At 67.6% G+C, this 24,119-nt stretch carries 27 protein-coding genes; 5 read left to right on the top strand and 22 right to left on the bottom strand.

Annotation, left to right across the window (positions count from 1 at the left end; translation table 11 throughout):
* Positions 1-73 precede the first annotated feature (73 nt).
* From CQ042_RS03860 to CQ042_RS03845, 4 genes are read left to right on the top strand one after another with little or no spacing between them, the layout of a single operon-like run.
* The gene (locus tag CQ042_RS03860; protein WP_105668903.1) at positions 74-1,279 is read left to right on the top strand and encodes a hypothetical protein; all 1,206 of its coding nucleotides are present in this window, start codon (positions 74-76) and stop codon (positions 1,277-1,279) included.
* Complete coding sequence (locus CQ042_RS03855) at positions 1,276-1,692, top strand: hypothetical protein (RefSeq protein ID WP_105668901.1); 417 nt, start codon at positions 1,276-1,278, stop codon at positions 1,690-1,692. Before CQ042_RS03860 ends, CQ042_RS03855 begins: the two co-directional genes overlap by 4 nt.
* Positions 1,692-1,982, top strand: coding sequence for a WXG100 family type VII secretion target (locus CQ042_RS03850; RefSeq protein WP_105668899.1), 291 nt, complete (start codon positions 1,692-1,694; stop codon positions 1,980-1,982). Before CQ042_RS03855 ends, CQ042_RS03850 begins: the two co-directional genes overlap by 1 nt.
* Complete coding sequence (locus CQ042_RS03845) at positions 1,979-2,470, top strand: hypothetical protein (protein WP_146115340.1); 492 nt, start codon at positions 1,979-1,981, stop codon at positions 2,468-2,470. The genes CQ042_RS03850 and CQ042_RS03845 overlap by 4 nt, the downstream gene beginning before the upstream one ends.
* A gap of 32 nt (positions 2,471-2,502) precedes the next feature.
* Here CQ042_RS03845 and CQ042_RS03840 read toward each other — a convergent pair whose 3' ends face one another.
* From CQ042_RS03840 to CQ042_RS03820, 5 genes are read right to left on the bottom strand one after another with little or no spacing between them, the layout of a single operon-like run.
* Complete coding sequence (locus tag CQ042_RS03840; protein ID WP_105668895.1) at positions 2,503-2,850, bottom strand: hypothetical protein; 348 nt, start codon at positions 2,848-2,850, stop codon at positions 2,503-2,505.
* Positions 2,847-3,689: a hypothetical protein gene (locus CQ042_RS03835; protein ID WP_146115339.1), complete on the bottom strand. Its 843-nt coding sequence runs from the start codon at positions 3,687-3,689 to the stop codon at positions 2,847-2,849. The genes CQ042_RS03840 and CQ042_RS03835 overlap by 4 nt, the downstream gene beginning before the upstream one ends.
* Positions 3,690-3,710: 21 nt before the next feature.
* The gene (locus CQ042_RS03830) at positions 3,711-4,574 is read right to left on the bottom strand and encodes an amidohydrolase family protein (RefSeq protein WP_105668892.1); all 864 of its coding nucleotides are present in this window, start codon (positions 4,572-4,574) and stop codon (positions 3,711-3,713) included.
* The gene (locus CQ042_RS03825) at positions 4,574-5,758 is read right to left on the bottom strand and encodes a CaiB/BaiF CoA-transferase family protein (protein WP_105668890.1); all 1,185 of its coding nucleotides are present in this window, start codon (positions 5,756-5,758) and stop codon (positions 4,574-4,576) included. The genes CQ042_RS03830 and CQ042_RS03825 overlap by 1 nt, the downstream gene beginning before the upstream one ends.
* 30 nt (positions 5,759-5,788) lie before the next feature.
* Positions 5,789-6,793, bottom strand: coding sequence for an alcohol dehydrogenase catalytic domain-containing protein (locus CQ042_RS03820; RefSeq protein WP_181157427.1), 1,005 nt, complete (start codon positions 6,791-6,793; stop codon positions 5,789-5,791).
* A gap of 193 nt (positions 6,794-6,986) precedes the next feature.
* On the opposite strand from CQ042_RS03820, the gene CQ042_RS03815 reads away from it, so the two are divergent.
* A complete protein-coding gene (locus tag CQ042_RS03815) occupies positions 6,987-8,063 on the top strand; it encodes an ABC transporter substrate-binding protein (protein ID WP_105668888.1) in 1,077 nt (358 codons plus the stop codon).
* A gap of 75 nt (positions 8,064-8,138) precedes the next feature.
* On the opposite strand, the gene CQ042_RS03810 is transcribed toward CQ042_RS03815, so the two are convergent.
* The 17 genes from CQ042_RS03810 to CQ042_RS03730 form a co-directional block, all read right to left on the bottom strand.
* Positions 8,139-8,597: an NUDIX hydrolase gene (locus CQ042_RS03810; RefSeq protein WP_258132029.1), complete on the bottom strand. Its 459-nt coding sequence runs from the start codon at positions 8,595-8,597 to the stop codon at positions 8,139-8,141.
* A 60-nt stretch (positions 8,598-8,657) separates the two neighbouring features.
* Complete coding sequence (locus CQ042_RS03805) at positions 8,658-8,870, bottom strand: hypothetical protein (protein ID WP_105668886.1); 213 nt, start codon at positions 8,868-8,870, stop codon at positions 8,658-8,660.
* Positions 8,871-8,935: 65 nt separating this feature from the next.
* Complete coding sequence (locus CQ042_RS03800; protein ID WP_219844803.1) at positions 8,936-9,184, bottom strand: Txe/YoeB family addiction module toxin; 249 nt, start codon at positions 9,182-9,184, stop codon at positions 8,936-8,938.
* A gap of 8 nt (positions 9,185-9,192) precedes the next feature.
* Positions 9,193-9,444 carry a type II toxin-antitoxin system Phd/YefM family antitoxin gene (locus CQ042_RS03795; RefSeq protein WP_105668884.1) on the bottom strand — a complete coding sequence of 84 codons (252 nt, stop codon included), beginning with the start codon at positions 9,442-9,444 and terminating at the stop codon, positions 9,193-9,195.
* Positions 9,445-9,559: 115 nt separating this feature from the next.
* On the bottom strand, positions 9,560-10,393 hold the full coding sequence (locus CQ042_RS03790; protein ID WP_105668883.1) for an ABC transporter permease: 834 nt from the start codon (positions 10,391-10,393) through the stop codon (positions 9,560-9,562).
* Positions 10,390-11,223: an ABC transporter permease gene (locus tag CQ042_RS03785; protein ID WP_105668882.1), complete on the bottom strand. Its 834-nt coding sequence runs from the start codon at positions 11,221-11,223 to the stop codon at positions 10,390-10,392. Before CQ042_RS03785 ends, CQ042_RS03790 begins: the two co-directional genes overlap by 4 nt.
* Positions 11,220-12,050, bottom strand: coding sequence for an ABC transporter ATP-binding protein (locus CQ042_RS03780; RefSeq protein ID WP_105668881.1), 831 nt, complete (start codon positions 12,048-12,050; stop codon positions 11,220-11,222). Before CQ042_RS03780 ends, CQ042_RS03785 begins: the two co-directional genes overlap by 4 nt.
* Before the next feature lie 102 nt (positions 12,051-12,152).
* Positions 12,153-13,337 carry an MFS transporter gene (locus tag CQ042_RS03775; RefSeq protein ID WP_105668880.1) on the bottom strand — a complete coding sequence of 395 codons (1,185 nt, stop codon included), beginning with the start codon at positions 13,335-13,337 and terminating at the stop codon, positions 12,153-12,155.
* A gap of 61 nt (positions 13,338-13,398) precedes the next feature.
* Positions 13,399-14,472, bottom strand: coding sequence for an ABC transporter substrate-binding protein (locus tag CQ042_RS03770; protein WP_105668879.1), 1,074 nt, complete (start codon positions 14,470-14,472; stop codon positions 13,399-13,401).
* A 135-nt stretch (positions 14,473-14,607) separates the two neighbouring features.
* Positions 14,608-15,429, bottom strand: coding sequence for an ABC transporter permease (locus CQ042_RS03765; RefSeq protein WP_105668878.1), 822 nt, complete (start codon positions 15,427-15,429; stop codon positions 14,608-14,610).
* Positions 15,426-16,322 (bottom strand): ABC transporter permease, encoded by an 897-nt coding sequence (locus CQ042_RS03760; protein WP_105668877.1) that lies wholly within the window; start codon positions 16,320-16,322, stop codon positions 15,426-15,428. Before CQ042_RS03760 ends, CQ042_RS03765 begins: the two co-directional genes overlap by 4 nt.
* A complete protein-coding gene (locus tag CQ042_RS03755; RefSeq protein WP_105668876.1) occupies positions 16,319-17,107 on the bottom strand; it encodes an ABC transporter ATP-binding protein in 789 nt (262 codons plus the stop codon). The genes CQ042_RS03760 and CQ042_RS03755 overlap by 4 nt, the downstream gene beginning before the upstream one ends.
* Before the next feature lie 219 nt (positions 17,108-17,326).
* A complete protein-coding gene (locus CQ042_RS03750; protein WP_105668875.1) occupies positions 17,327-19,042 on the bottom strand; it encodes a thiamine pyrophosphate-binding protein in 1,716 nt (571 codons plus the stop codon).
* The gene (locus CQ042_RS03745) at positions 19,039-20,514 is read right to left on the bottom strand and encodes an aldehyde dehydrogenase family protein (protein WP_181157426.1); all 1,476 of its coding nucleotides are present in this window, start codon (positions 20,512-20,514) and stop codon (positions 19,039-19,041) included. Before CQ042_RS03745 ends, CQ042_RS03750 begins: the two co-directional genes overlap by 4 nt.
* 105 nt (positions 20,515-20,619) lie before the next feature.
* Positions 20,620-21,594, bottom strand: coding sequence for an LLM class flavin-dependent oxidoreductase (locus CQ042_RS03740; protein ID WP_105668873.1), 975 nt, complete (start codon positions 21,592-21,594; stop codon positions 20,620-20,622).
* Between the two features lies 1 nt (position 21,595).
* Positions 21,596-23,002, bottom strand: coding sequence for a dihydroorotase family protein (locus CQ042_RS03735; protein WP_105668872.1), 1,407 nt, complete (start codon positions 23,000-23,002; stop codon positions 21,596-21,598).
* The gene (locus tag CQ042_RS03730) at positions 22,999-23,979 is read right to left on the bottom strand and encodes an alpha/beta hydrolase (RefSeq protein ID WP_105668871.1); all 981 of its coding nucleotides are present in this window, start codon (positions 23,977-23,979) and stop codon (positions 22,999-23,001) included. The genes CQ042_RS03735 and CQ042_RS03730 overlap by 4 nt, the downstream gene beginning before the upstream one ends.
* Positions 23,980-24,119: the final 140 nt, after the last annotated feature.

Below are 24,119 nucleotides of genomic sequence, written 5' to 3'. Positions count from 1 at the left end.
CGCCCGATGACCACGGGTCGGCCGACGAGGGCGCCGAAACCTCGGACGCCTAGACTCGCTCACGGAGGTCATCATGCAGGTCGATTACGGTCAATTGGCGCTCGCGTCGCAGGTGCTGCGGAGGCAGCAGGAGGCGCACACTCGGGCGGTCGCCGACTACATCCAGCGCTACGGCATCCTCACGCCATCGGACACGGGCATCGTCATGCTGCCGTTCACCGGCGTCTCGCTGGTGGTCGCCATGCTCGGGGTGCAGGCGGCGGACACCTTCGGGCAGGTGTGCACTCTGGCGGCAGATCGAGTCGATGATGCCGCGCGCTCGTACGAAGCGCACGAACAGCAGGCCCACCAGGCCGCGCAGCAACTGATGCAGCAGATCGGCCTGAGTCTCCCTCCCTATCAGAGCCCGCTGTCGTCCTCGCCCACGCTCGGCGGAGCCGGTTCCACAGCGCCGGCCGACCATGGTGCGCCGGAACCCAATCTCATCGTCGAGATCGTCGAGACGCCGGGGAAGCTGTCCGACGGCGTCACCGGCCTCTACGAGAACGCGACCTCCCGCGTCGACGGATGGACGGGAGGCGGTGCGGTGAGTGAGCGATCGGATGCGTCGTCGTGGCTGGTCGCCCCGAACGCCACCAAGAGTGAGATCGAGAACATGCGCTGGGGCGCCGGACCGATCCTGGGCGGCGTCGACTGGCTCATCGAGCAGCTCATCGGCATGAGCCTTCTCGAAGACGTCATCATGAAGCCGTTCGCCGGGGACTGGACGGGCATCGAAGAGGTGCAGCAGGCGTGGACCCACGTCGGGGAGTCGATGCGCGCGATCTCCGACAACGCCGCCGGCCTCGCCGAGTCGGGCACGTTCTGGGAAGGCGATGTCGGGACCGCGTATCAGGGCGGGATGACGGCGATCGGGCTCGGGGCCTTCGGCCTGGGAAGCGTGGCCGACACGGTCGCCGGCCTCGTCGGTCAGCTGGTCCTGGCCTCGAAGACCGCGGCGGCGACCATCGGCTTCGCGATCAACCAGCTCTCGCAGACGCTGCTCCGAATGGCGCTCGAAGCGACCGTCCCCATCGCCGGGTGGATCGTCGCCGCGGCGGAGGGCGCCCTCGCCGCGACCAAGATCTTCGGAGTGATCCGCCTGATCTACTCCATCATCAACATCATCTACGACGTGATCGAGAGCGTCGTGTCCGCCCGCGCCCAATTGGTGGAGAATCTCCTCCGCCTGGAGGACCTGGCCCAGGTCCTCCTCCACACCACGAGGAAGTACGCATGACCCCTGCGAACGACCCTGCAGCGTGGCGGGAGCGCCTCGCCGCGATCCGCTCGGAACTCGACGAGCTCTTCCCTCCCGGCGAGGCGGAAGACGCCGAGGAGGCCTTCGCCGCCCAGGCCCGCGCGGGAGCGCTGGGCCGTGAGTGGCAGGTGCTGCAGGGGCGGATCGACCTGAACCTCACGACGCGCGAGGCCGTGCTCTCCGGGGAAGACGACTCGGTCGAGGCGGCTTTCGTGCGGGAGACCGGGGCACGGCAGTCGGAAGCGCTCGTCGACGCCCTGCGACGCAGCGCGCCGGGCGATCCGCGTGACCCCGGAGCAGAGCTGCGCGCCCTGCACGCGGAGACGACCGAACGCGGTGCTCGCATCCAAGAGATGCTGCGCGACATGGCGGCACGGGAGAGGCGGATCTGATGGCGATCCTCAAAGCCGAGCCCACGCAGATCACGGCCCTGGCGGCGGAGATCACCGCAGGCAGCGCGCAGATCACGGCCGCGCTCGCGCGGTTGGAAGCGGTGTCCGACGACCTCTCCCACCGCTGGAGCGGCGAGGCCCAGGCCGCCTATGCGGCGGCGCAGAGCCGATGGACGAGCCAGATGACCGAGCTCGCCGCCATCGCGAACGCCGCCGGCGAGCTGGCGGACGAATGGTCGACGGGACTGCGCGACCTCGAGCGGTCCCTCGCCCAGGGATGGCCGCGGTGACCGAGGATCCGCGCCGTCTGCGGTGGGCGGTCAACGGCGCGCGGACCTTCCGTGTCCCGGCCGATGCGGTCGAGATCGCCCTGGTCGAGATCGACCGCGCGATGCAGGCTGCGCACTTCCGTACGGACACCCCTGACGCGACGACCGGCGTGCAGCGCATCCATCGACGCGGATCCGTCGTGGGAGACGTCCTGATCGGCGGAAGCGGCCTCTCCGCGATCACGACCAGGGTCGGTCCGCTGTCCGCCCGGGGCGTCGCCGTCACGTGGGTCGGCGCGGGCGACCCGCAGACGACTCGCGTGATCGTCTCGCTCATCGCCGGATCGCACGTCGGCGGCGACTTCGTCGACGGGGTCGACGACGCCGTGCGAGCGCTCCTCGCCCGCGGCGTGCCCGTCCAGGACGAAGGCTGGTCGCGGTCCGTCGACATCGATCCGGCGCTGCCGGCGAATCCTCGCCGCGCCGCCGAACTCGGCCTCACCGGTTAGCCGAGACCAGATGAGAACCGGCGTCGAACGCGTCAGGGAATGTCGTCGACCTCGCCGTGGGGGATGATCGCGGCCCGGTAGCGCTCGACGAGCTCACGCCATCCGAATCCCTCGGTGTACTCGTGCTCGTAGACGGCCTCGGTGAAGTGCCAGAGCAGATACGGGTGCGCACCGAGACCATACAGTGCGCCGTAGTCGCGGTTCACGAACGCGATGCGCTCCTCGGGGGTCAGCACCCGGTCGTCGGCGACCGCGGCGGGCCCCGCTCCCCCGGCGAGCCAGCCGTCGACGAATCGCTCGGTGTCGGCGACGTAGGCGTTCACGTTCGCGGTGCTCATCTCGACGGCGCGGATGAACTTGTTCATCATGTACCGGCTCATGACGCGGCCCTCCACAGGAAGAACGGACTGGAGGCGAAGCGCGAGGTCGTGGCCTCCGCCAGATCAGCGGGGCGACCCTGCATCGCGGCGAGCGCGGTCACGATGTTCACGTACTGGTAGGTGACGTTGCCGGCGGCCATGATCCGGTCGTATCGGCATCCGGTGATCGCGCCGTCGAGGTCTCCGTCACGCATCCAGGTCACCGCCTCGGCGTCGAACTCCGGGTCGGGCGAGCCGTTGAACGTGCGGGGTCCGCCGACGTCGGTGGCCATGTGGCCAGAGGTGAGCAGCCCCACCCTGGCATCGCTGTCCCAGGACTCCACCGCGGTGCGCAGGTGCTGCCCGAGCGCGGCGAAGCGCGCGGCGGTAGGCAGCGGCGGCAGGATCGAGTTCGCATGGATCGGCACGACCGGCAGGTCGAGCTCTGGACGCACGTACTGCAGCGGGAGCACGAAGCTGTGGTCGAGACGCCACTCGTGCGAGACCGAGAAGTCGATCGTCTCGGGGAGCACTTCGCGGCCGGTGATCTGCGTCGCCAGCTCCGGGTTGCCGGTGAGCTCGGCGTACTCCATGCCGAAGGTGCGCACCTCGTTCTCGTAGGTGCCGTGGTACGAAGCCGCCTTGCCGACGATGAACGCCGGCGAGTTGTCGGAGAAGAACTGCCGCACGTGGTCCGTGCCGAGCACGATGAGCGTGTCGACGCCGGCATCCGTGATCGCCTCGCGGATGCGACGGAAGTTCGCCTCGACCGCGATCAGGTCATCGGGCATCGGCTCGCGCATCGCCCGCCACAGCAGCGGGTTGTGCGGGGTCGCCGCGGCCATCACCAGTTCAGCCACGATCGGCTCCTTCCTTCGCGCTCACAGTCGGAACAGCTTGCGTGCGTTGTCGAGCAGGATCTTCCGGCGCGACTCCTCCTTGAGCTCGAGCTCGTCGAACTCGGCCATCCAGCGATCCGCAGACATCACGGGCCAGTCCGACCCGAACAGCACCCGGTCGGAGATCAGCGAGTCGGCATAGCGGACCACCTCGGGCGGCAGATACTTCGGTGCCCAGCCGGACAGGTCGAGGTACACGTTGGACTTGTGCCAGACCATCGCCAGGTTCTCGAGGTGCCACGGCCAGGCCGGGTGCGCGCTGATGATGTTCAGTTCGGGGAACTCGGCCGCCACGTCGTCGATGTAGGGCACGGGGCGGGCGTTCTCGAGACGGTAGCCGCCACCGCCGGGGGTGCCCGCACCGGCGCCGGGGAATCCGGAGTGGAACATGACGACGAGTCCGAGCTCGGCGCAGGCCTCCCAGATCGGGAAGAAGCGCCGGTCGTTCGCGAGGAACTTCTGCCGCGACGGGTTGAGCTCGCCGACGCCCTTGATGCCGTACTCGGCGTGCATCCGACGGATCTCGGCGACTGCGGCCTCGCCCTTCCACGGGTCGATGCCGGCGAACGCGAGGAACACGTCGGGGTGGTCCTGCTGAGCCTTGCCGAGCAGGTCGTTCGGTGCGCCCTTGATGCCGCTCGTGGTCTCCGAGTCGGAGTTCACGATCACGGCCATCATCCTGCGGTCGCGGTACTGGTCGGCCTGCTCGGCGAACGACACGACCGGCCGCTCGCGTCCGAAGTGCGCCGACATCTGGGAGTGCCGCTGGCCCATCGCGGCGATGAATTCCTCGGTCTGCGGATGGGTGTGGACGTCGATCGCGACGAGGTCGTCGATACCGGGCATCAGGCTGCCCCTTCCTTCGCTCGCGCGGGTTCGGCTCCGGACTGCAGTCCGGTGATCGTTTCGGTGTCGGCGCCGAGCGCGGGCGCGTAGCGCAGCTCCGGGCGCCCGGAGCGCTGGAATCGGATGCTGGGCACGGGCACACGCAGCGCGCCGTCGGGCCCCTCGATCTCCTCCACCAGCCCCATGCTCGCGATCTGCGGATCGTCGAACAGGTCGCCCATCGTGTTCAGCGGACCGTGCGGGATGTCATGCGCCGCGAGTCGGTCGAGCCAGTACTGGCGGGGCCGGGTGGCGGCGATCTCCTTGAGCACGACGTCGAGCTCGTCGTAGTTGCGCACGCGCCCCTCGCGTGTCGAGAACCGCGGGTCGTCGGCGAGGTCGGGCCGCTCGAGCACGTCGAGCAGGCCGGTCCAGAACTTCTCGGGCACCGACATGTGGATCACGAACGCCTTGTCGTCCGAGCCCCGGCAGGCATAGGCCTGCGCACGACGCGGCCGTGAGTCGGGCGACGAGACCTGCCCTGTCTCCAGGAACGCCGAGGCCGACTCGGTCAGGAAGTCGAGCAGGGCACCGACCATCGTGACCTCGACATGCTCCCCCACTCCGCTCCCGTCGCGGGCGTGGAGGGCGGCGAGCACGGCCTGCACCGCGGACATCCCGGACAGCAGATCGGAGAAGGCCGGTCCCAGCGGACGGATCGTGGAAGCCGGGACGACCTGGCTGTACATCCCGCCGGTGGCCGAGATCACGGTGTCGTAGGCGGGTCGCTTCGCCGCGGGGCCGGTCGCACCGAAGCCGGTGATCGAGCATGTGATGACTCGCGGGTTGCGGGCGTGCAGCGCATCCGGGCCGAAGCCGAGCCGCTCTGCCACGCCGGGACGGAAGTTGTCGAGCACGATGTCGGCGTCATCCACCAACCCGAACAGGGCGGCGAGGCCCTCGGCGCTCTTGAGGTCGAGGACCACTCCGCGCTTGCCCCGGTTGTAGGCGGCGAACTGCGGGCTCATGGTCGCCCGACCCTCCCACCGGCGCATCGGGTCGCCCTCGGGCGACTCGACCTTGACGACGTCGGCGCCGAGGTCGGCGAGCAGCTTGGCGGCGAACGGGCCCGAGATGTACTGGCCGAGCTCGACCACGCGGATCCCGGCCAGCGCTCCGGCGCCCGGGGATGCAGTACTCGTCACTTCTGGTCTCCTCTTCGATACCGAGGGCGGTCAGCGCACATCGACGACGACCTTCCCGTCGCCCTTGCGGGGGAAATCGCGATACGCCGTGGCGATGTCGTCGAACGCATAGCGCCGGCCGACGAGCGAGGGCAGCGCACCGGCGGCAGCCAGCGCGAGGGCCTCGGCCACGTCGTCGTAGCGCGCGCTGGCCACGCCGAACAGTCGCTTGCGGCGCAGGTAGAAGTCGCGGGCGTCGAGGCGCAGATCGCTGTCGACGGATGCCGCGCAGAACACGGCTCTGCCGCCCCAGCGCAGCGCCGAGATCCCGGCACTCAGGGTCGGAGCGTGGCCGGAGACATCGAGCACGACGTCGAAACCCTCTCCCCCGTCGAGCGCTGCCGCCAGGGACGCTGCGCCCGATGCCTGAACGACCTGCTCGTCGCCGAGCGGGGAGAGAGTGCGGCGCGAGGCCGCGACCACCTGGGCACCGCGAGCGAGCGCAATGGCGACTGCCGCACGCCCGAGCGTTCCGCCCGCGCCGGTGACAAGGACCCTGTCGCCCGCGGCGAGCGCGACCGTGCGGACGGCGTTGATCACGATGGAGGCGCTGTGCACGACGGCGGTCGCCTGCGCGGCATCGAGACCGCGGCGGTCGATCGCATTGCGGGTGGGCACGGCGACGTACTCGGCCGCGCCGCCATCGCGATGCACGCCCACGACGGTCTGCTTCGGGCAGTCGGCTTCGTCTCCGGCCTCGCAATGGGCGCACTGCCCGCAGGCGATGTTGGGCTTGACGACGACGGTCTGCCCGATCCGCGCCTGGTCGACGCCCGCTCCGACGGCGACGATCTCGCCTGCGGGGTCGATCCCGAGGATGCGGGGCAGCTGCGCCTGTGCACCTGGCCCGACGCCGGCGATGACGTTGAGGTCGAGCTGATTCACGCCGACGGTCTCGACGCGCACGAGCACCTCGCCCGCACCGGATGTCGGCACGTCCGTCTCCGAGACGGTCAGCCCGTCCACGTCATGACGGCTCAGCACGGCGGCACGCATCTTCACCTCTTCATCGCGGGAATCTGTTTGGGATACTGTATCCAATTTTCATCACAGCCGTCTACACCCTGTTCGAGCACGATATCCCGCAAACCATGGACACGGGATTCCAAATTGGATACCGTATCCCAAAATCCGCGTGAGGCGCCCCACTCCACGGAGGAGTCGCACGCACTTGCCCGAATGGAGAGTCATGCGCACGACACGAAACAGACTCGGCATCGCCGTGGTCGGGGGCGCAGCAGCACTGACGCTGCTCGCCGCCTGCGCCTCGTCGACACCGACATCGGAAGGCCCCGTCGACCTCGGCGACGGCGAACCCGACGCGGCGGAGGACACCAGCATCACGGTGGCCATCCCCTTCCCCGACATCACGATGTACTCGATGTTCACGCTCGCGACCGACCTCGGCTACTACGAGGACGAGGGCCTCACCGTCGAGGTCATCACCGCCGACAACGTCACGGCAGCGGTCGCCAGCGGCAGCGCCGACATCGGCGTGGAGTCGACCGGCACCGTCATCGACGCGATCCGCGGCGGCGTCGAGATCGACCTGGTCTCCGGGCACTACTGCCGGCAGAACTTCGACTTCGCGGTGCAGTCCGACGTGAAGAGCGTCGACGACCTCGACGGCACCTCGATCGTGCTCGCCGGAACCCCCGGCGATCCCGCCGAGTTCCAGCGCGCCCAGGTGCTGAAGGAAGAGGGCTGGGACGTCTCGTCGATCAACGCCGAGGTCGTCTACCCCGGGCCCGGATCGGAGTCGTGGACGGAGTTCTTCGTCAACGACAAGATCGCCCTACAGCCGTTCTACGCCGACGACCGGGCCGCCCTCGAGGAGCACGGCGCGAACATCGTCGTGGAGTCACTGCGCAACTGGGCCAACGACGTGCAGATCGCCGGCACCAAGTGGGCGCAGGAGAACCCGAACACCCTCGTCCGGTTCTTGCGCGCAACACTGAAGGGCACCGACTTCATGACGGCGCCGGCGCCCGGCGAGTTCCCCGAGAACGCGGAGGAGGCGCTGGACATCTACGAGGCCAACGACTTCGACGTCGCGGAGCTGCGTGAGTCGGACAGCGTCTGGATCCTCGACGGACACCTCGCCTGCCCGAACCTGTACTTCGACGACGAAGCCTGGGACACCACCATCGAGACGCAGAAGCTCGAACCGCTCGAGTTCGACTCCGACCAGCTCGTCTACCTCCGCAAGGCGCAGGAGCTCCTGGGGCTCGACAACGAGGGACCGGCCACGCTGACCTACCCGTGAGTCGCAGACTCATACGAAGAGGCCCCACCGTTGCGCATGGCGGTGGGGCCTCTTCGTGTGTTCGGGGTATGGGATCTACCGCTGAACGAACAGCCCCACGACTCCCGCGGGATACAGAGGCAACGCTTCGGCGTCGTCATCGAAGTTGCGCCAGACGACGGGAACCACCGCCCCGTCGCTCTCCGTGAGCGTCGCGCCCGTCGCTGCGGGCTCCGGGTCGAGAGTTCCCGTGTACAAGAAGACGATCTCGTGCCCGACTTCGCCATCGATCCGGAAGATGTTCTCCACCACTCCGAGGTAGCTCAGATCACGGATCGTCGCCGACAGCTCCTCGCGCACCTCGCGCCGGACCGCATCGATGTGGGTCTCGCCGAGCTCGACGCTGCCGCCGATGAGCCGGTGATATCCGCCCGGATTCTCTGCGGTCGCGGCGTTGACGCTGACCGCGTGGGCGGTCCTCTGCGCGTTCGGCGCGACGAGCATCGCCTTGACGCGGATACGGCTTCGATCGATCGGCGGGGCAGGCTCTACCATGATCGCCACGACGATCCCCTGAACACGACGGCCAGATCACGCACCGTCCGTCCAGTGGGTTCAGGTGCTGGAGGCGCGATCTGAGGACTCCTCGTTCTTGCTCTTGCGCACCTCGTAGACGTAGCGAGAAATCCACCCCGCAGCTGCGAGAAACGCCACGACCACAGTGACGTACGAGTACCACTCCGGCCCCACACCCTTGACGAGCGAGAAGATGCCGACGCTCAGGAAAGCGGCCGCCCCCAGCAGATTCCACTTTCCGTAGCGCTCCATGGTGAGCGATGCTACTTCACACGAACCCGACAGTCGACTCGACGACGTCCCTTCGGCAATGCGTCCTAGTAATGGTCGCGGGCCTGGAGGATGACGATCTGCTCATCGCTCACGTAGTAGACGAGGCGATTGGTCTGGTCGATGCGGCGGGACCACGATCCGGAGAGCACGTGCTTCAGCGGCTCCGGTTTCCCGATGCCCTCGAAGGGATCACGGAGAACGTCGGCGATGAGCTGGTTGATCCGCCTCAGCGTCTTGCGATCCTGGCCCTGCCAGTACGTGTAGTCCTCCCACCCGTGGGGGTCGAAGGCCAATCTCCGAGTCACTCGTCGATCAGATCGTGCTGCTCGGTCTCACCGCGGCGCGCACGCTCGATCGCCGAGAGAAGTCGCTCTGCACCCACAGGGTTTCGCAGCAGGTACGCCGTCTCCGTGAGGGCGTCGTAGTCGTCCTTCGACATGATGACGGCGTTCCCACGTCGGGAGACGACCTCGACGGGCGCATGGTCATCGTTCACCTGCTGGATAAGACCGAACAGGCTCTTGCGGGCCTCGCTAGCCGAGATCGCGGACATCCTCCACCTCCCTAGTGGTACAACAAAGCGTACCACTCAGTCGCGCGTGAACGCCCGCCGAACAGACCCGACCCCCGTCGCGCATGAGACGGAGGCCGGGAGTCGTGACGGCGGATCAGCCGACGATCTTGCGCTCGTCGTACCAGGGCGCGAGCCGACGGCGGAGCACGGAGATGAGCAGCAGCGTGAGGTTGGCGATGATCACCATGACCACGACCATCGCGATGGCCTCGTCCATCCGGAACTGGTACGCGGCGAACTCGAGCAGGTGCCCCAGGCCGCCGGTGCCGCCGAGGAACTCTCCGAGCACCTCGCCCGTGAAGCCGAGGGCCGCACCACGCTGGATGCCGGAGAGGCTGTAGGGCAGCGTGGCGGGGAAGATCACCTTCCAGCCGAGCCCGATTCCCTTCGCGCCGTAGACCCTGGCCGCGTTGACGAGCGAGGGGTTCACGGTGACCGCGCCCTCCATCGTGTTCAGCAGGATCGGGAACACGGCCAGCAGGATCACGAGGGCGATCTTCGACTCGCTGCCCAGCCCGAGCGCGAGGATGATCACGGGAGCGAGAGCGACCTTCGGCGTCGAGTACAGCACCCACAGGAACGGCGCGACCATGAAGCGCAGCACCGGCGACCACCCGACGGCGAGGCCGACGACCACACCGACGACGATCGCGATCACGAGTCCGATCAGCAGGTTGGTGACGCTGAACGCGAAAGCGCTCCAGAACTCCGGGTCGACCATGAGCTGCCCGAACGCCACCGCCACCGCGGTCGGTGCGGGCAGGAACGCCTCGGGGATCCAGTGGAACCAGCTGACGGCCGCCTCCCACAGGAGCAGCACGGCGGCGATCACCCCGATCAGCAGCAGCGTCCACTTGCCCTCGCCCGAGCGCACCACACGCCGCGGCCGCACGATGCGGACGGTACCGGTTGCCGAGACGACGCTCATCGCTTGCCCTTCTTCGTCCAGGGCGCGACCCCGCGTTCGATGGCCGTGACCACCTGGGTCATGCCCACGCTCCACAGCACGACGACTGCGATCGCGGCGAACGCCTGGTCGGTCTGATAGGTGTTCGAGGCGCGGATGATGAGTGCCCCCATGCCGCTCGACGAGCCCGCGAGCTCGGCCACGACCATGCCGATCGTGGCGAGCACGACCGCCTGGCGGAGCCCCGCGAACAGGAACGGCACCGTCGACGGCAGGTACACCGAGCGGTACAGCCGCATCCGTCCGGCGCCGTAGACGCGGGCGGCGCGGATGATCGAGGGGTTCGTGGTGCGCATGCCGGCGGCGACGTTGAGCAGGATCGGGAAGATCGCGCTGATCGTGACGAGGAAGATCACCGGACCGATGCCGAAGCCGAACCACGCCTTCGCGAGCGGCTGATAGGCGATCGACGGGGTGGCGTAGATCGTCCACGCGATCGGGCCGATCACCCGGTCGACCGGAAGCGAGGCACCCATGAGAAGCCCGACGGGGATGCCGACGACCACCGCGAGCACGAAGCCCGTCAGCCATGCCTGCACCGAGACTCCGGCGTTGGCGGCGAGCGAGCCGTTCGCCACGATCTCACCGAAACCCTGCGCGATGGCGAGCGGCGGCGGGAGGAAGACCGGGCTGATCCATCCGAAGACCCCGACGACCAACTGCCAGAGCACGAGGAGGACGACCACCTCGATCGCGATGACGGCACCCTTGCCCCGGGCGCTCAGACCCGCGAGCCAGGCGGCGGCTCCGCCTCGGCCGAGGTTCGGCCCGGCGGCGAGCAGCGCGGTCATTTCGACACCGCCGCCGCCGTCGCCTCACCCTCCAGCGCCTCCCAGAGGTGGTCGCGGAGTTCGAGGAAGCGGGGATCGTGCTGCACCGAGCGTTCCGAGCGCGGGCGTGGGATGCCGGTCGTGATGATCTCCTTGATCGCGCCGGGGTGACTCTTGAAGACGACGATGCGGTCGCCCAGGAGGATGGCCTCCTCGATCGAGTGCGTGATGAAGAGGACGGTCTTGCCGGTCGCCTCGATGAGCTTCTCGATCTCGTCGCGCATCACCTCGCGGGTGAGGGCGTCGACGGCGCCGAGCGGCTCGTCCATCAGAAGGATGCGCGGTTCGGCGACGAACGCGCGAGCGAGCCCGACGCGCTGCTGCATGCCGCCGGAGAGCTCACGCGGATACGACGACTCGAATCCCTTCAGCCCCACCATGTCGATGGCCTCCTGCACCTTCGCGCGCCAGTCGGCGGTGCGCAGGCCCTTCTGCATCTCGAGCCCGAACTTCACGTTGTCGAACACCGTGCGCCAGGGCAGCAACGCATAGTCCTGGAAGACCACGGCCCGATCGGGGCCGGGGCCGTCGACCTGCTTCCCATCGACGAGGACCGAGCCGGTGCTCGGCGCGACGAGGCCGGCGATGACGTTCATGAACGTCGTCTTTCCGCACCCCGACGGGCCGAGCACCGTGATGAACTCGCCCTCGAACACGTCGAGGTCGACGTTCTCGATGGCTATCAGCTTCTTTCCCGTCCGCGCGACGTCGTAGCTCACCGAGAGACCGGTGACCGAGATCAGCGGGGTATCGAGGTGTTCTTCGGGGGAAACCGGCGAGGCTGTCATCTGTTTGCTCTTTCATCCGCGGTCATCGTCGATCGGGTATGGGACGAGGGTAGCAGGGATTGGATTCTGGATCCAGAATTAGATCGATGGGAGGACATCGACCTACGGCGCATCATCGACACCGTCGAGCAGTCGCGCGATAGTCGGGACGACGGCGATCGCGGTGAGGCCCAAGACACCGAGGCTCGCCAGGGTGAGACCGAGGGGGATCGCCTCGGCCAGCAGCCCCGCCACGAGGGGCGCACTCAACTTGCCGGCACTGCGGATCCCGCCCGTCAGTCCGATGAACGCGGCCTTGCCGTCCCCCGGGGCGAGGCGCGTGACGACGACGTTGTTGACCACCGCCAGCAGTCCGTCTCCGGCGCCGGTGAGCACCACCAGCAGAGCGAGCACGCCGACCGGCCCCGCCACCGGCACCAGCACGATCGGCAGCGCCGTGAGCGTCAGAGAGATCCCCAGGAGAGTGCCCACCGATGTCCCGCGGGCGAACCACGGCGCTGCGGCCGCCATGCACGCCCCCGCCAGAGAGGCGAGTGCGAGCATCACCCCGATCTCCAGAGGATCGAGCCCGTACGTGGTGGCGGCGAGCAGCGGAACGAACGTGAGCAGTGCGTATTTCAGGAAGAAGCGGAGGAAGCCGGGCGCCTGCACCGCCGCCCCGGCAAAGGAGAACACGGCCCGCCTGCTCGCACGTACGATCTCCGCCGTCGAGACCCGTCGACGTGCACCGGGGACACTCTTTGGGAGCATGCGGCAACAGAGAACAGCCACCGGTAACGCCACCGCCTGCAGGAGGAACACCGAGTTCCAGCTCAGGTTCACGAGCACGATGCCTGCAGCCAGCGGCGCCACGCCCTCCGCGCACGTCATGATCACGACCCGACGGCTCTGCGCCGACGTGATCCGCTGTGTGTCCCCCGCCGCCCCTGTCGCGATGATCGTCAGAGCGAGCACGCCCCCGAACATCGCGCCCTGCACAGCACGGATCGCCAGGAGCGAGCCGAGGTCATGCCAGAAGTACGCGAGCACACCACAGATGCCGAAGACGATGAGAGCGCCCGAGACCGTGCGCGCCAGCCCCGCCCTGTCGGCGACGATCCCGATCGGGAAAGCGCACAGCGCTCCCGGGAGGAGGTATCCGACGATCAGCAGCGAGATCTCGAGGTCGCTCAAGCCCAGCTGCACGCGCATCAGCGGGAGTGCGGGGGCGAACCCCTGCACTCCCGTGAGCACCACGGCTGCGGCGAGCGCCGCGGTCAGATCGGCACGGAGCTCCGGTCTCGTCACGAGCGCCTCGAGCCGCCCGGTACCCCATGCCGTACGCGCGAGCCCCGCCGCGGGGCGTCCGTCATTCGCTCATATGCTCCTGCGCGAGCTCCACGGCTCGAGCGAGAGTCTCCCGATCCACGGCGTCTGCGAGGTCGGGGGCTTCCGTGAGCACTCCGGACGCGACCGCGACATCCGCCATGAACTGGATGCTCTCCTCGCTGAGCCCGCCGTCCTCGGGCCAGAACTCGTACTTCTGGATGAGGTCGAACAGCAAGCGCAGCTCCTCCTCCGTCGGCGGCTCCTCGACGTACTGGGCGACCGCGTCGCTGAACAAGTCGAAGTCGGACTTCAACTCGTGCATGGCGACGAGGGTGGTGGCGCAGTACTGCGCGGCCAGTTCGCCGTTCTCCGCGAGCCAGTCCGCAGGGGCGGCCTGCGCCTCCTTCACGAAGACCTCGACATCTTCGTACAGGGTCGCGATCCTCGCCGCATCCTTCACCTGGGTCGCTGCAGACGTGAACTGATCCTCGTGGATGACGGTGGCATCGACCTGGCCGGCTGCGAACGCCGTCGTCCGCAGTCCGGAGGACTCGAGAATCTGCTGGTTCGGGATCTCCTGGATCGATCGCTTCTCCCCGTTGCCCATGAGGAGGGCGTTGAGGATGATGGCACCGGCACCGCCGGGGCTGTCGATGGCCACGCGGGTCTCCGGGTCGAAGAGCTGATCGATCTCGGTCACCCCGTTCGCGCCCGCGAGCACGAAGTCGTCCATGCTGACGTACGGGCAGAAGATCCGGAAGTCCTCGCCGCGTTCGCGCACGGTCAGAATCGACGCGACGGATGCCCCGAGCACCTCGGCGCGTCCCCCCAGCACCGTCTGCGTGCCGGTCGTGTGGGAGTCGAAGATCGTGACGCTCTCGTCGACACTCATGTCGAGCCCCAGCTTCTCCGCATAGTTGTCGATTCCGAAGACGAGAGGGACGAGCGACGGCTGGATGTTCGCCGTGAGGGCGACCCGCACCGTCGGCTTCTCCGAACTCGAGGCAGGTGCGTCCTGCGTTGCGCAGGCCGATAGTGCAAGTCCGGAGACGAGCAGGACTCCGAGCGCGACGGTGCGCGCCGGGCGGCGTGATGTGACTTCGTTGTCATTCATACTTCGGGTGCCTTTCCAGTTCGATTCTTCGAGGGGATGTCGATCTCTGCAGAACTCTCGTGTGCGTGTTCCGACGGCCTCGGGTGACGCCGCCGCTGGCCCTCCTCTCGTGGTGTTCCGCTGATCCGCCTGCACTCACACGCGAAGGTGCCGGGTGGCCTGCCGCTCGAAGATGCCGGCGAGTCGCATCATGATGAGGCCGAGCGCCATCACGAAGATGATCCCGGCGAGCAGCCGCGGAATGTCGAAGACCGACCCGGCGAACAGGATCACCTCGCCGAGGTTGGCCACGGCGAGGAGAAGCTCGGCGGTGACCGCTCCGCGCATCGCACGTCCGACGCCGATACGCAGGCCGACGATGATCAGCGGAGCTGCCGCCGGCAGGATGATCTTCGAGTACATGCTCATCTTCCGCGCCCCGAAGGATCGCCCCATCTCGATGAGGTTCACCGGGGCGCTGCGCACTCCCGATACCGTGCTGACCAGGATCTCGAACACACACCAGAGGGCGGTGAGTATCACGCGGCCCTGAAGATCCAGGCCGGTGTAGATCCCGATGATGGGGATCATCAGCGAGACCGGCGTCGCATAGCCGGCGTGTACGAGAGGCTCGAGGACGTTCCTGGCGAAAGGGGAGATGCCGATCCAGAGTCCGAGGGGCACGCCCACCACCACGGCGATCGCGTAACCCAGGGCCATCGTCAGGATCGTCCCGCCTGCAGCGACGAGGAAGTCACCGGATACCAATCCGTCCCACAGGGCGGCCATGACATCGGTGAACGGGGCGATCGCGAAGGAGTCTCCGCTGCTGCCGTACCACTGCCAGAGGGAGATGACGGCGAACAGCAACCCGATCCGCAACACCCATCCCCACACCTGCCAGCGCGGGATCGGCGCTCGTGCTCCGCCGTCGTTCTGCGTGACGATGGACTCCGTGGTCGAAGGCCGCGCGCTCATCGGGCACCTGCCACGGCCTGCTCCACATCGCCGGCCCAGGGCGTCAACCGCTTCTGCACCCACATCAGCAGTCCGGTGAGGAGTGCCCCCACGACGACGACGGTGGCGGCGACGGCGAAGAACTCGCCCAGGTTGCGCGCGAGCCCCATCGTCTGGAGGATCCTCCCGGTGGCCACGGAGACCCAGAGCTCAGCGACGATCATGCCCTGCACCGCCTGGCCGAGGCCGAGCCTCATTCCGGTGATGATGTAGGGAAGGGTGCCGGGCAGCGTGATCGCGGAGAAGCGCTTCGAGTGGCGGGCGCCGAAAGACGTCGCCATCTCGCTGAGCCCTCGATCGATGGCGCGCACGCCGGCGGCGGGCGTGATGATCAGGTAGAAGACGGCGAACAGGAAGACGACCGCGGCACGGAACATGAACTCCGTCCCGAAGATCAGGATCAGGAATGGCAGGAGGGCCGCGAGAGACGTGACGAAGAGCGCATTCACGAACGGTCCGACGACGAAGTCGACCATCTTGAACTGCCCCATCAGCAGACCCAGCGGGACTCCGACGAGGACCGCCGCCGCGAACCCGGCAAGCATCTGCGTGAAGCTGCCGAGCACGACGAGAGGTATCCCGTCCTGAACCATCTGCACGAAACCCGAGGCGACCTCGGGAACCGACGGGAAGAAGTACGGCCCGACGCTCATCGCGAACAGCTGCCAGATCACCAGCATGCCGCCCCACACGGTCAGTCGCTGGAACCACGCCCGTTTCCGCAACGGGGGCGCGGCAGGGGCGAAGGGATCACCCCCTCCTCTGCGTGGGGACGCGACGGCGGACCTGGCGTCGAGCGTGGCGACGGTGTGCGTGTCCACGGCGGGGACAGCGGAGGGCTGACGTGCTCTCATGCGACGCCCACCCCCATGCCTCGCTGCAGGGCACGCCAGAGCTGCTGCTTGAGCTCACCGAACTCGGCCGACGCCCGCAGCTCCTCGCCGCGCGGCCGACCGAAAGGGACATCGATGATGTCCGTCACACGGCCGGGGCGGTTGCCCATCACGATCACCCGATCGGCGAGGTAGACAGCCTCCTCCATGTCATGCGTGATGAGGACGGTGGTCTTCCGCTCGGCGCGCCACACCCGCTCGAGTTCCGTCTGCAGAACGACCCTGGTCTGGGCGTCCAACGCCCCGAACGGCTCGTCGAGCAGGAGGATCCCGGGGTCTACCGCATACGCACGGGCCAGGCCCACACGCTGCTGCATCCCGCCGGAGAGCTGAGCCGGATAGTGCCCTTCGAAGCCGCCGAGCCCGACGAGCTCCACGTACTGGGCGACCCGATCCTGTCGCTCCGCAGCAGCCATCCCGTTGCACTCGAGTCCGAACTCGATGTTGCGCTGCACCGTGCGCCACGGGAGCAGGCTCGGCTGCTGGAAGACGACTCCCCGGTCAGGTCCTGGCCCCGTGACGATCTCCCCGCGAAGACGGATCTCTCCGCGCGTCGGGAAGTCGAGTCCGTCGATCATCCGGAGGATCGTCGATTTCCCGCACCCGCTCGCCCCGATGATCGCGATGAACTCGCCATCCTCGACGTCGAACGAGACGTCCTCCAGGGCGTGCGTCGTCGAATACGCGCGGCTCTTCTTGACCGTGAACGTCTTGGAGACGTTCTTCAACGTGAGTATCTTCGTCATCTGGCAGCTGCCTTCTCTCGACGTCACGCCTCGGAGCCCGATGGTCCGGATGCATCGTCACTGATGCCCCGGTGGAACTGATCTCGAGTACTTGCTGCTCCGAAAGGCGGAACTTTTGGATCCCGTATCCATTTTGACAGTAGAGTACTTCTGGAGGAAAAGGAAGAGTTGGATTCCGGATCCAAAATAGCCTTTCGGAGTGAATCCCCCTCCGTGCACCTAAGTCGTGCGGACGTCGATGACGACGGGGCGGCGCTCTTCCCGCACGACGCGGATGCCACGGCGCAGCGCAGCGTGCAGATCTCCGGGCCGGTCCACGCGCCAGCTGTCGGTGATGCCCATCGACGACGCCAGCGCGACGAAGTCGATGGCGGGGTCGTCGATCACGGTTCCGACACCCATACGCGTCTCGGAGCGGGTGCGACTACGCGCGATGAGTCCGGCATGAACGAAGGAGTTCCCCCACTTCCGGTTGTTCTCCAGCACGATCAGCAACGGCACCCGATGTTTGGCAGCCGTCCACAGCGCCCCTGGCGTCATCATCGCGTCGCCGTCGGATTGGATGTCGATGACCAGCCGACCCGTCTCACGATGGGCGAGCCCCGCACCGATCGATGCGCCCAGCCCGTAGCCGAGGCCGGCGCCCCCGGAACTGCCGAGATAGTCGTCGACCCGGTCGATGCTCCACAGCCGATGCACCCAGTTGTGCAGGCTGCCATTGGCCAGCACCCGGTCGATCCCGCGCGTCTCGTCGTCGATCGCCTGGGCGAGGAACGCAGGAGTGATCACGTCGCCATCGCCGTCCGCGCGGGCCTCGGCCTCCCAGCGGGCGCGCACCGACGCCGTCTGCGCGACGAGCGCTGAGCCGCGTTCACGCGCGACAGCTTGTGCGGCAGCATCCACGGCGAGCAGCTTCCGGATGCGAGGGAGCAACTGCTCGAGCACAGGCGTGACCTCGGCGGCGACCAGGGCACGTGCCGTCTGCACGCGCTGGAGATCCGCTGCCCATGCTTTGGCGGCGAGACCCGCAGTGCTGACCTGGTACACGTCAGCACCCTCGACCCCGGGAACCACGTGCAGATCGCGCACGTCCAGGGCAAGGACCACATCCGGAGCCAGCGCCAGACCCATCCCCGTCGCGTTGTGACCGTGCGCGGTCGGCATGCACAGCGCTGTGCGGTTGTAGTCGCGCTGCACCTCCATGACCGCAGCTCCCAGCAGTTCAGCGAGCTCGACGAGCAGTTCGAGCCCGCGCTGCCTGCGATCGACTCCCTCGACGGCGATCAGCGGTTGCCGCGCATTCACCAGCGCCGTCGCGATCTCCTCCACCGTGTCGGGGTCGGGCGAGAGCGGGCGGGCCGCAGGATAGGCGCTGACGTCGACGGACCGGAATCCACCCGGCACACGCTGCTCCTGGATCTCCGAGTCGAGACAGAGATAGACCGGCCCTGGCGGCGCACTGGTCGCGAGTTGCCTGCCGCGGACGAACGACTCAGGCACCGCTTCGAGCGACGCCGGTTGATCGTCCCATTTCGTGTAGTCGCGCACCTGGTTGCCCTGCACGTTGGCCGTGTGTATCCAGTCGATCCAGGGCCGCCTCCGAGCGGCGTCCACGGGCCCGGTCCCGCCGAGGAGGAGGAGCGGGACTCGATCACACCAGGCGTTGTAGATGGCCATCGTCGCATGCTGAAGCCCGACCACATCGTGGAGGGCGGCGACCGCCATCGTCCCCCTCGCCTTGGCGTACCCGTGGGCGACTGCCACCGAGATCTCCTCGTGCAGGCACTCGATGATCTCCGGCGCATCGTCACGGTGGAGCAGCGAATCATGGATCCCGCGGAATGTGGCTCCCGGTGCGAACGGGATGATCTCGACGCCCATCTGCACCAGCAGATCGACCATCACGTCCGATCCGTACTCCGGTTCGATGCTCATCGCGCCATCACCACGTTCACCGCTGTCGTCTCCGTGTAGCTGAGCAGCTCATCGATCGACTCCTCGCGCCCTGCTCCGGAGAGCTTCGTCCCCCCGAAGGGAACACCCGGAAAGTGCGTCGAGGTGTCGTTGATCCAGATGTACCCGGCCTCCAACGCACGCGCCATGCGGAACGACCTCGAGAGATCGTTGGTCCACACACTGGCCGTCAGGCCGTAGCGCACATCGTTGGCGAGCGCGATCGCCTCCGACTCCTCCGTGAACGTGAAGAGGCTGACGACCGGCCCGAAGACCTCCTCCTGTCCCAATTCGGAACGCGGATCGACACCGCGAAAGACCGTCGGCGCGACGAAGCCTCCATCGTCGGGCAGCTGACGGTCCGCGGTGAGCCGGACGGCTCCCGCCGCCGATGCCCGCTCGATGAAGCCCTCGACGCGTTGCCGCGCTGCGGCGTCGACCATCGGCCCGACCTGGACGTCCGACTCCCACGGAGCTCCGACCCGCAGGTCGTCCACCGCCTTCACGAAGAGCTCCGTGAACCTCTCCGCCACGGACCGATGGAGGAGGATCCGGGATGTCGAGCCGCACGACTGCCCGACGAACGCGAAGTTCATACCCTTCACCGCGCCGGCGACGGCCGCCTCCATGTCGGCATCGTCGAAGACGATCATCGCGTTCTTGCCGCCGAGCTCGAGCGAGATGTGCTTGACTCCGCTCTCGGCACCGATCCGCTGGATCTCCCTGCCGACGATGTGACTCCCCGTGAACGCGATCCGCCGGACCGCCTCGTTGCGGACCATCCGCTCGCCGACCGGCGGCCCCCCGTGGAGCACCGACAGGACGCCGTCCGGCAGTACGCCCTGGGCGAGTTCGCCCAGGCGGAGCGCGGAGAGCGGCGTCTGCTCCGACGGTTTGAGGATGACGGCATTTCCTGCCATCAAGGGGGCTGCGAGCTTGGAAGCGGCGAACATGAACGGGTGATTGAAGGGGATGATCCTCGCGACGACGCCGAAGGGTCGGGGGAACGTGAGGTGGACTCCACCGGCGGAGGCCGGGATCGTCTGGCCGGTCAGTCCGAGCGCGAAGTCACTGAACATCCGCATCCGCTGGAGACCCGTGGCGACGTCGACACGCATCATCCACAGAGGCAGCCCGGCATCCAGGGTGTCGAGCCACGCGAGCTCCTCGGCGTGCGATTCCAGCACGTCGGCGAGATCCCGCACGAGGCGCGCCCGGTCGAGCGGCGACCTCTCACCCCACTGCTGCGCCGCGAGGACCGCCGCGCTGACCGCGTCGTCGACATCATCGGCGCTGGCGCTCGCGACCTCGGCGAGCAGCCTGCTCGTCGACGGATTCAGGGTCGGCAGCGCGTTCCCTCTCCCCGGACGACGCTCCGATCCGATACTGAGCGTCCAATGATGAGAGGCGATCGCGCTCTCGTGGAGATCGAGTTCTTCGTTTCGTACGTTCACGGGCAAGCTCCGATCATCGAAAGCGGCACCAGCGGAAGGATGCGCGTCACGCGGACGCGCACGGGTGCGGCGGAATCCGTCTGGATCCACCGCACCCGCAGCGGCTTATCGCAGCTTCGGAAGCACCTCGGTGCCGAGGAGTTCGATCTGCTCGAAGAACCGATCGAACTTGAAGCGGAAGTCGAACACCAGGTGCTCGGTGCCGACCTCCTCGAACCGCTTGATCTGCTCGACGGCCTCGTCGGGGCTGCCCACGATGAGCTGACCCTCGAGGTCTTCGACGGTCTCGAAGCTGCCGGACGGCGGCTTCACCGCGAACTTCGCCTTGTTCGCCCAGGCGAGAAGACCCGGGATGTTCACGTGCTTCAGCGCCTCTTCGCGCGTGTCCTCGATCGAAGTGGGCGGGATGACGGCGATGGTCGGCATCGGCCGGCCGTTCTCGTCGGTCATCTCGCGCATGGTCTTGATGCGCTTCTCCATCGTGAGCAGACCCGTGCGTCCCGGCATCCATCCGTCGGCGAACTCCGCCGCGAGACGGGCCGAACGCGGGGTCGCGCCGCAGTACCAGAACGGGATGCGCCCGCCCACGGGCTTGGGCTCGATCGTGACGTTCTCGAATTTGAAGATGCCGTCGTCGTAGGTGACGTCGTTCTCGGTGAACACACGGCGCAGGATCTCGGCGTTCGAGCGCACCATCTCCACCCGGTCGAGGTCGCCCCAGCCGATCGCGTCGAACTCGTGGTCGAAGGTTCCGGCGCCGAAGCCGAGGATCAGGCGCGGGCCGAGCAGCTGCGTCATCGTGCCGGCCATCAGCGCCGTGACCAGCGGGTGGCGGAACGGGATGAGCGATCCGGTGCCGAGCTCGATCTTGTCGGTGACGGCACCGATGGCGGTGAGGGTCGTCAGCGCGTCATAGAACGTGCGGTTCGGCTTCTCCATCTCGCCGTGCGGTTCGAACACCAGGTGATCGCGCACCCAGACGGAGTCGAATCCGAAGCTCTCGGCGAGCTTCGACCCCTCCAGGAGCTTCTCCTTGCTCGCCTCCTCGCCGAAGTGCGGCAGCAGCAGTCCGAATTTCATGTCAGTTCCCTTCTGCGGCGAACGCCGCCCTGTCTTCCGCCGATGCGGCGAGCTTCCCGAATGTGCGATCGCCGACGACCTCGTCGCCGACGTAGACGTCGACACCGCGCACGAGGGTGCGCTGGATGCGGGCGCTGATGGTGCGCCCGTCGTACGGGGTCCAGCCGATCTTCGACAGCACGCCGTCGTTCGTGATGGTCCATTCCTCGGCGAGGTCGGCGATGACGATGTCGGCATCCGCACCGATCGTGAGCGACCCCTTCACGCCCTCCAGCCCGAACTTGGCGGCGGGGATGTGGGCGACCATGTCGATCGCGCGCTGCAGGTCGAGCTCGCCCTTGTTCACGGCGTCGAGCATGAGCTCGTAGTAGTACTGGATGCCGGGGGTGCCGGTGTGCGAGCTCCACATCTGCGTCCAGCCGACCTCCTTCTCCTCGCGCGTGTGCGGGGCGTGGTCGCTGGCGGCGATGTCGATCGTGCCGTCGCGCATGCCTTCCCAGACGGCCGCACGGTTGTCGTCGGGCACCCAGTAGCTGAGCGCGTACGGACCGAGGGTCTCGACGTCGTGCCAGGTCGACAGGAACGGCGCCCAGTGGTTGACCTCGCAGGTCACGTCGATGCCGTTCTGCTTGGCGCGGCGCACGGCCTCGATCGAGCGCCGGGTCTGGATGTGCGCGATGTGCACGGGGCATCCGGACGCCTCTGCGAGACGCAGCACGACGTCGATCGCCGTGTCCCAGATCACACCCTCGCGGGCGGCGTAGGCGGAGGCGTAGCCCTCCGGGGTGTTCTCTCCGCGGGCGAGGTAGGCGCCCTCGATGTAGTCCATGAGAGCCTGGTCGTGCGGGTGCACGATGAAGCGCTTGCCGGTCTGGGCGATGTGATCCATGATCTCGAGCAGGTGCCCGTGGTTGTGGATGCCGGTGCCGGAGGGGTGCGGGTAGTCGCGTCCGGTGTCGACGACCATGTAGATCTTGTAGGCCCGGATGCCCATTTCGCTCATGCCGGCGATCTCGTCGAACTTGGTCGGCGCGGGGTTGTGGTTCCAGTCGACGATCGACGATTCCTCGTACCGGTGGAACACGTCGGTCAACGTCGCGACGTCGGTCGTCGGCGGTTTGAGGTTCGGCATCCCGAACATCGTCGTGACGCCACCGGCCGCGGCCTGCAGGCTCGTCGTGTAGATGTCGTCCTTGTGCTCGTAGCCGGGCTCGCGAGTGTGCACGTGCACGTCGACCATGCCGGGGAGCACGAGCTTGCCCGCGGCGTCGATCGTGCGCGCGGCCGCGATCTCGGTTCCCGCGGCCACGATGCCGGCGACCTTGCCGTCGGCGACGAGCAGGTCGGCGACGACCGGTCCTGCGGGGGTGACGACGGTGCCGCCGGTGATCTTCAGATCCACGCTCATCGCGCGACCTCCTCTGTGCTGACGGACTCCGCCTGAACGGATTCTGTGGTGATGGACTCGCCGATCGCGGGTGACGGCGAAGACCGGTGGATGAGATGCGCCGGGCGCACGTACCGGTCGAACCAGCCGACGATCACCGGGGTGGTCTGCTCCCAGTACGCGTCGTACGCGGCGTAGTGGGTGGTGTGCCGTTGCATGATGAGCTGCTTCGGACCGCGTGCGGCCTCGTACAGCGCCTCGGCGTGGTCGGTCGGGGTGGTCGCATCGCCCTCGACGCCGATCACGAGCAGCGGTGTGGTCAGGCGGGCGGCGGCCTCGATGGGCCGGTACGCGATGATGCCCTCGGCGCACGCGAGCGGAACGGCGGTGGGGATGCGGTCGTCGACGTCGGCCTTGATCTTCGTGGCCCGACGCTCGGCCGTGGGGATCATGATCTCCTCGCGGGGATGCACGATCCGCCCCTCCCCCGTGGCGACGCGCTGGCGACGGTCCTCCTCGAGGGACTTCTGGAAGTCGAGCCACTCGTACTCGCTGCGCATGCGGTGCAGCCAGTCCTCGCCGTCGGCGACCGGCACCTGGCTAACCGCGGCCTTGATGCGCGGGTCGGCGTCGGCGAGGAGCACGGCGTTGCCGCCCCCGGTGCCGCCGGTGCCGAAGACGCCGATCGCGTCGGCGATCACATCATCGCGGGTGGTGAGGTAGGTCACGGCGTTCACCAGATCCTGCAACTGCCAGGCCGGGGAGAGGTAGCCGCGGTCACCCTCGGAGTCGCCGAAGCCGCGGTAGTCGATCACGAGCACGGCGAAGCCGGCTTCGACGAGCGCCTCGTGGTAACGGACGTAGAGCTTGGCGTCCTTCAGCCCGAGCCAACCCGGTCCCTGCACGATCGCGCGATACGGTCCCTCGTGGTCGGGGGTGCGCCACACGGCGGAGATGCGCTGACCCTCGCTGAAGTACGAGACGGGTGTGGTCTGCATGGGTTCCTCTCGGCTGAACGCGGCGTCGCGATCGGCGATGTGCGCCGCTGCGGTGGGGCGTTTCCATCTTCACCCATTTTGGATCCAGAATCCAGTATTGATTTGGATCCAGTATCCGCGCTACCATGACCGCATCACGT

The organism is Microbacterium sp. MYb62, from assembly GCF_002979475.1.
Classification (GTDB): Bacteria; Actinomycetota; Actinomycetes; order Actinomycetales; family Microbacteriaceae; genus Microbacterium.
The sequence above is the reverse complement of the archived record's forward strand: the minus strand, read 5'-3'. Positions and strand labels throughout refer to the sequence as shown.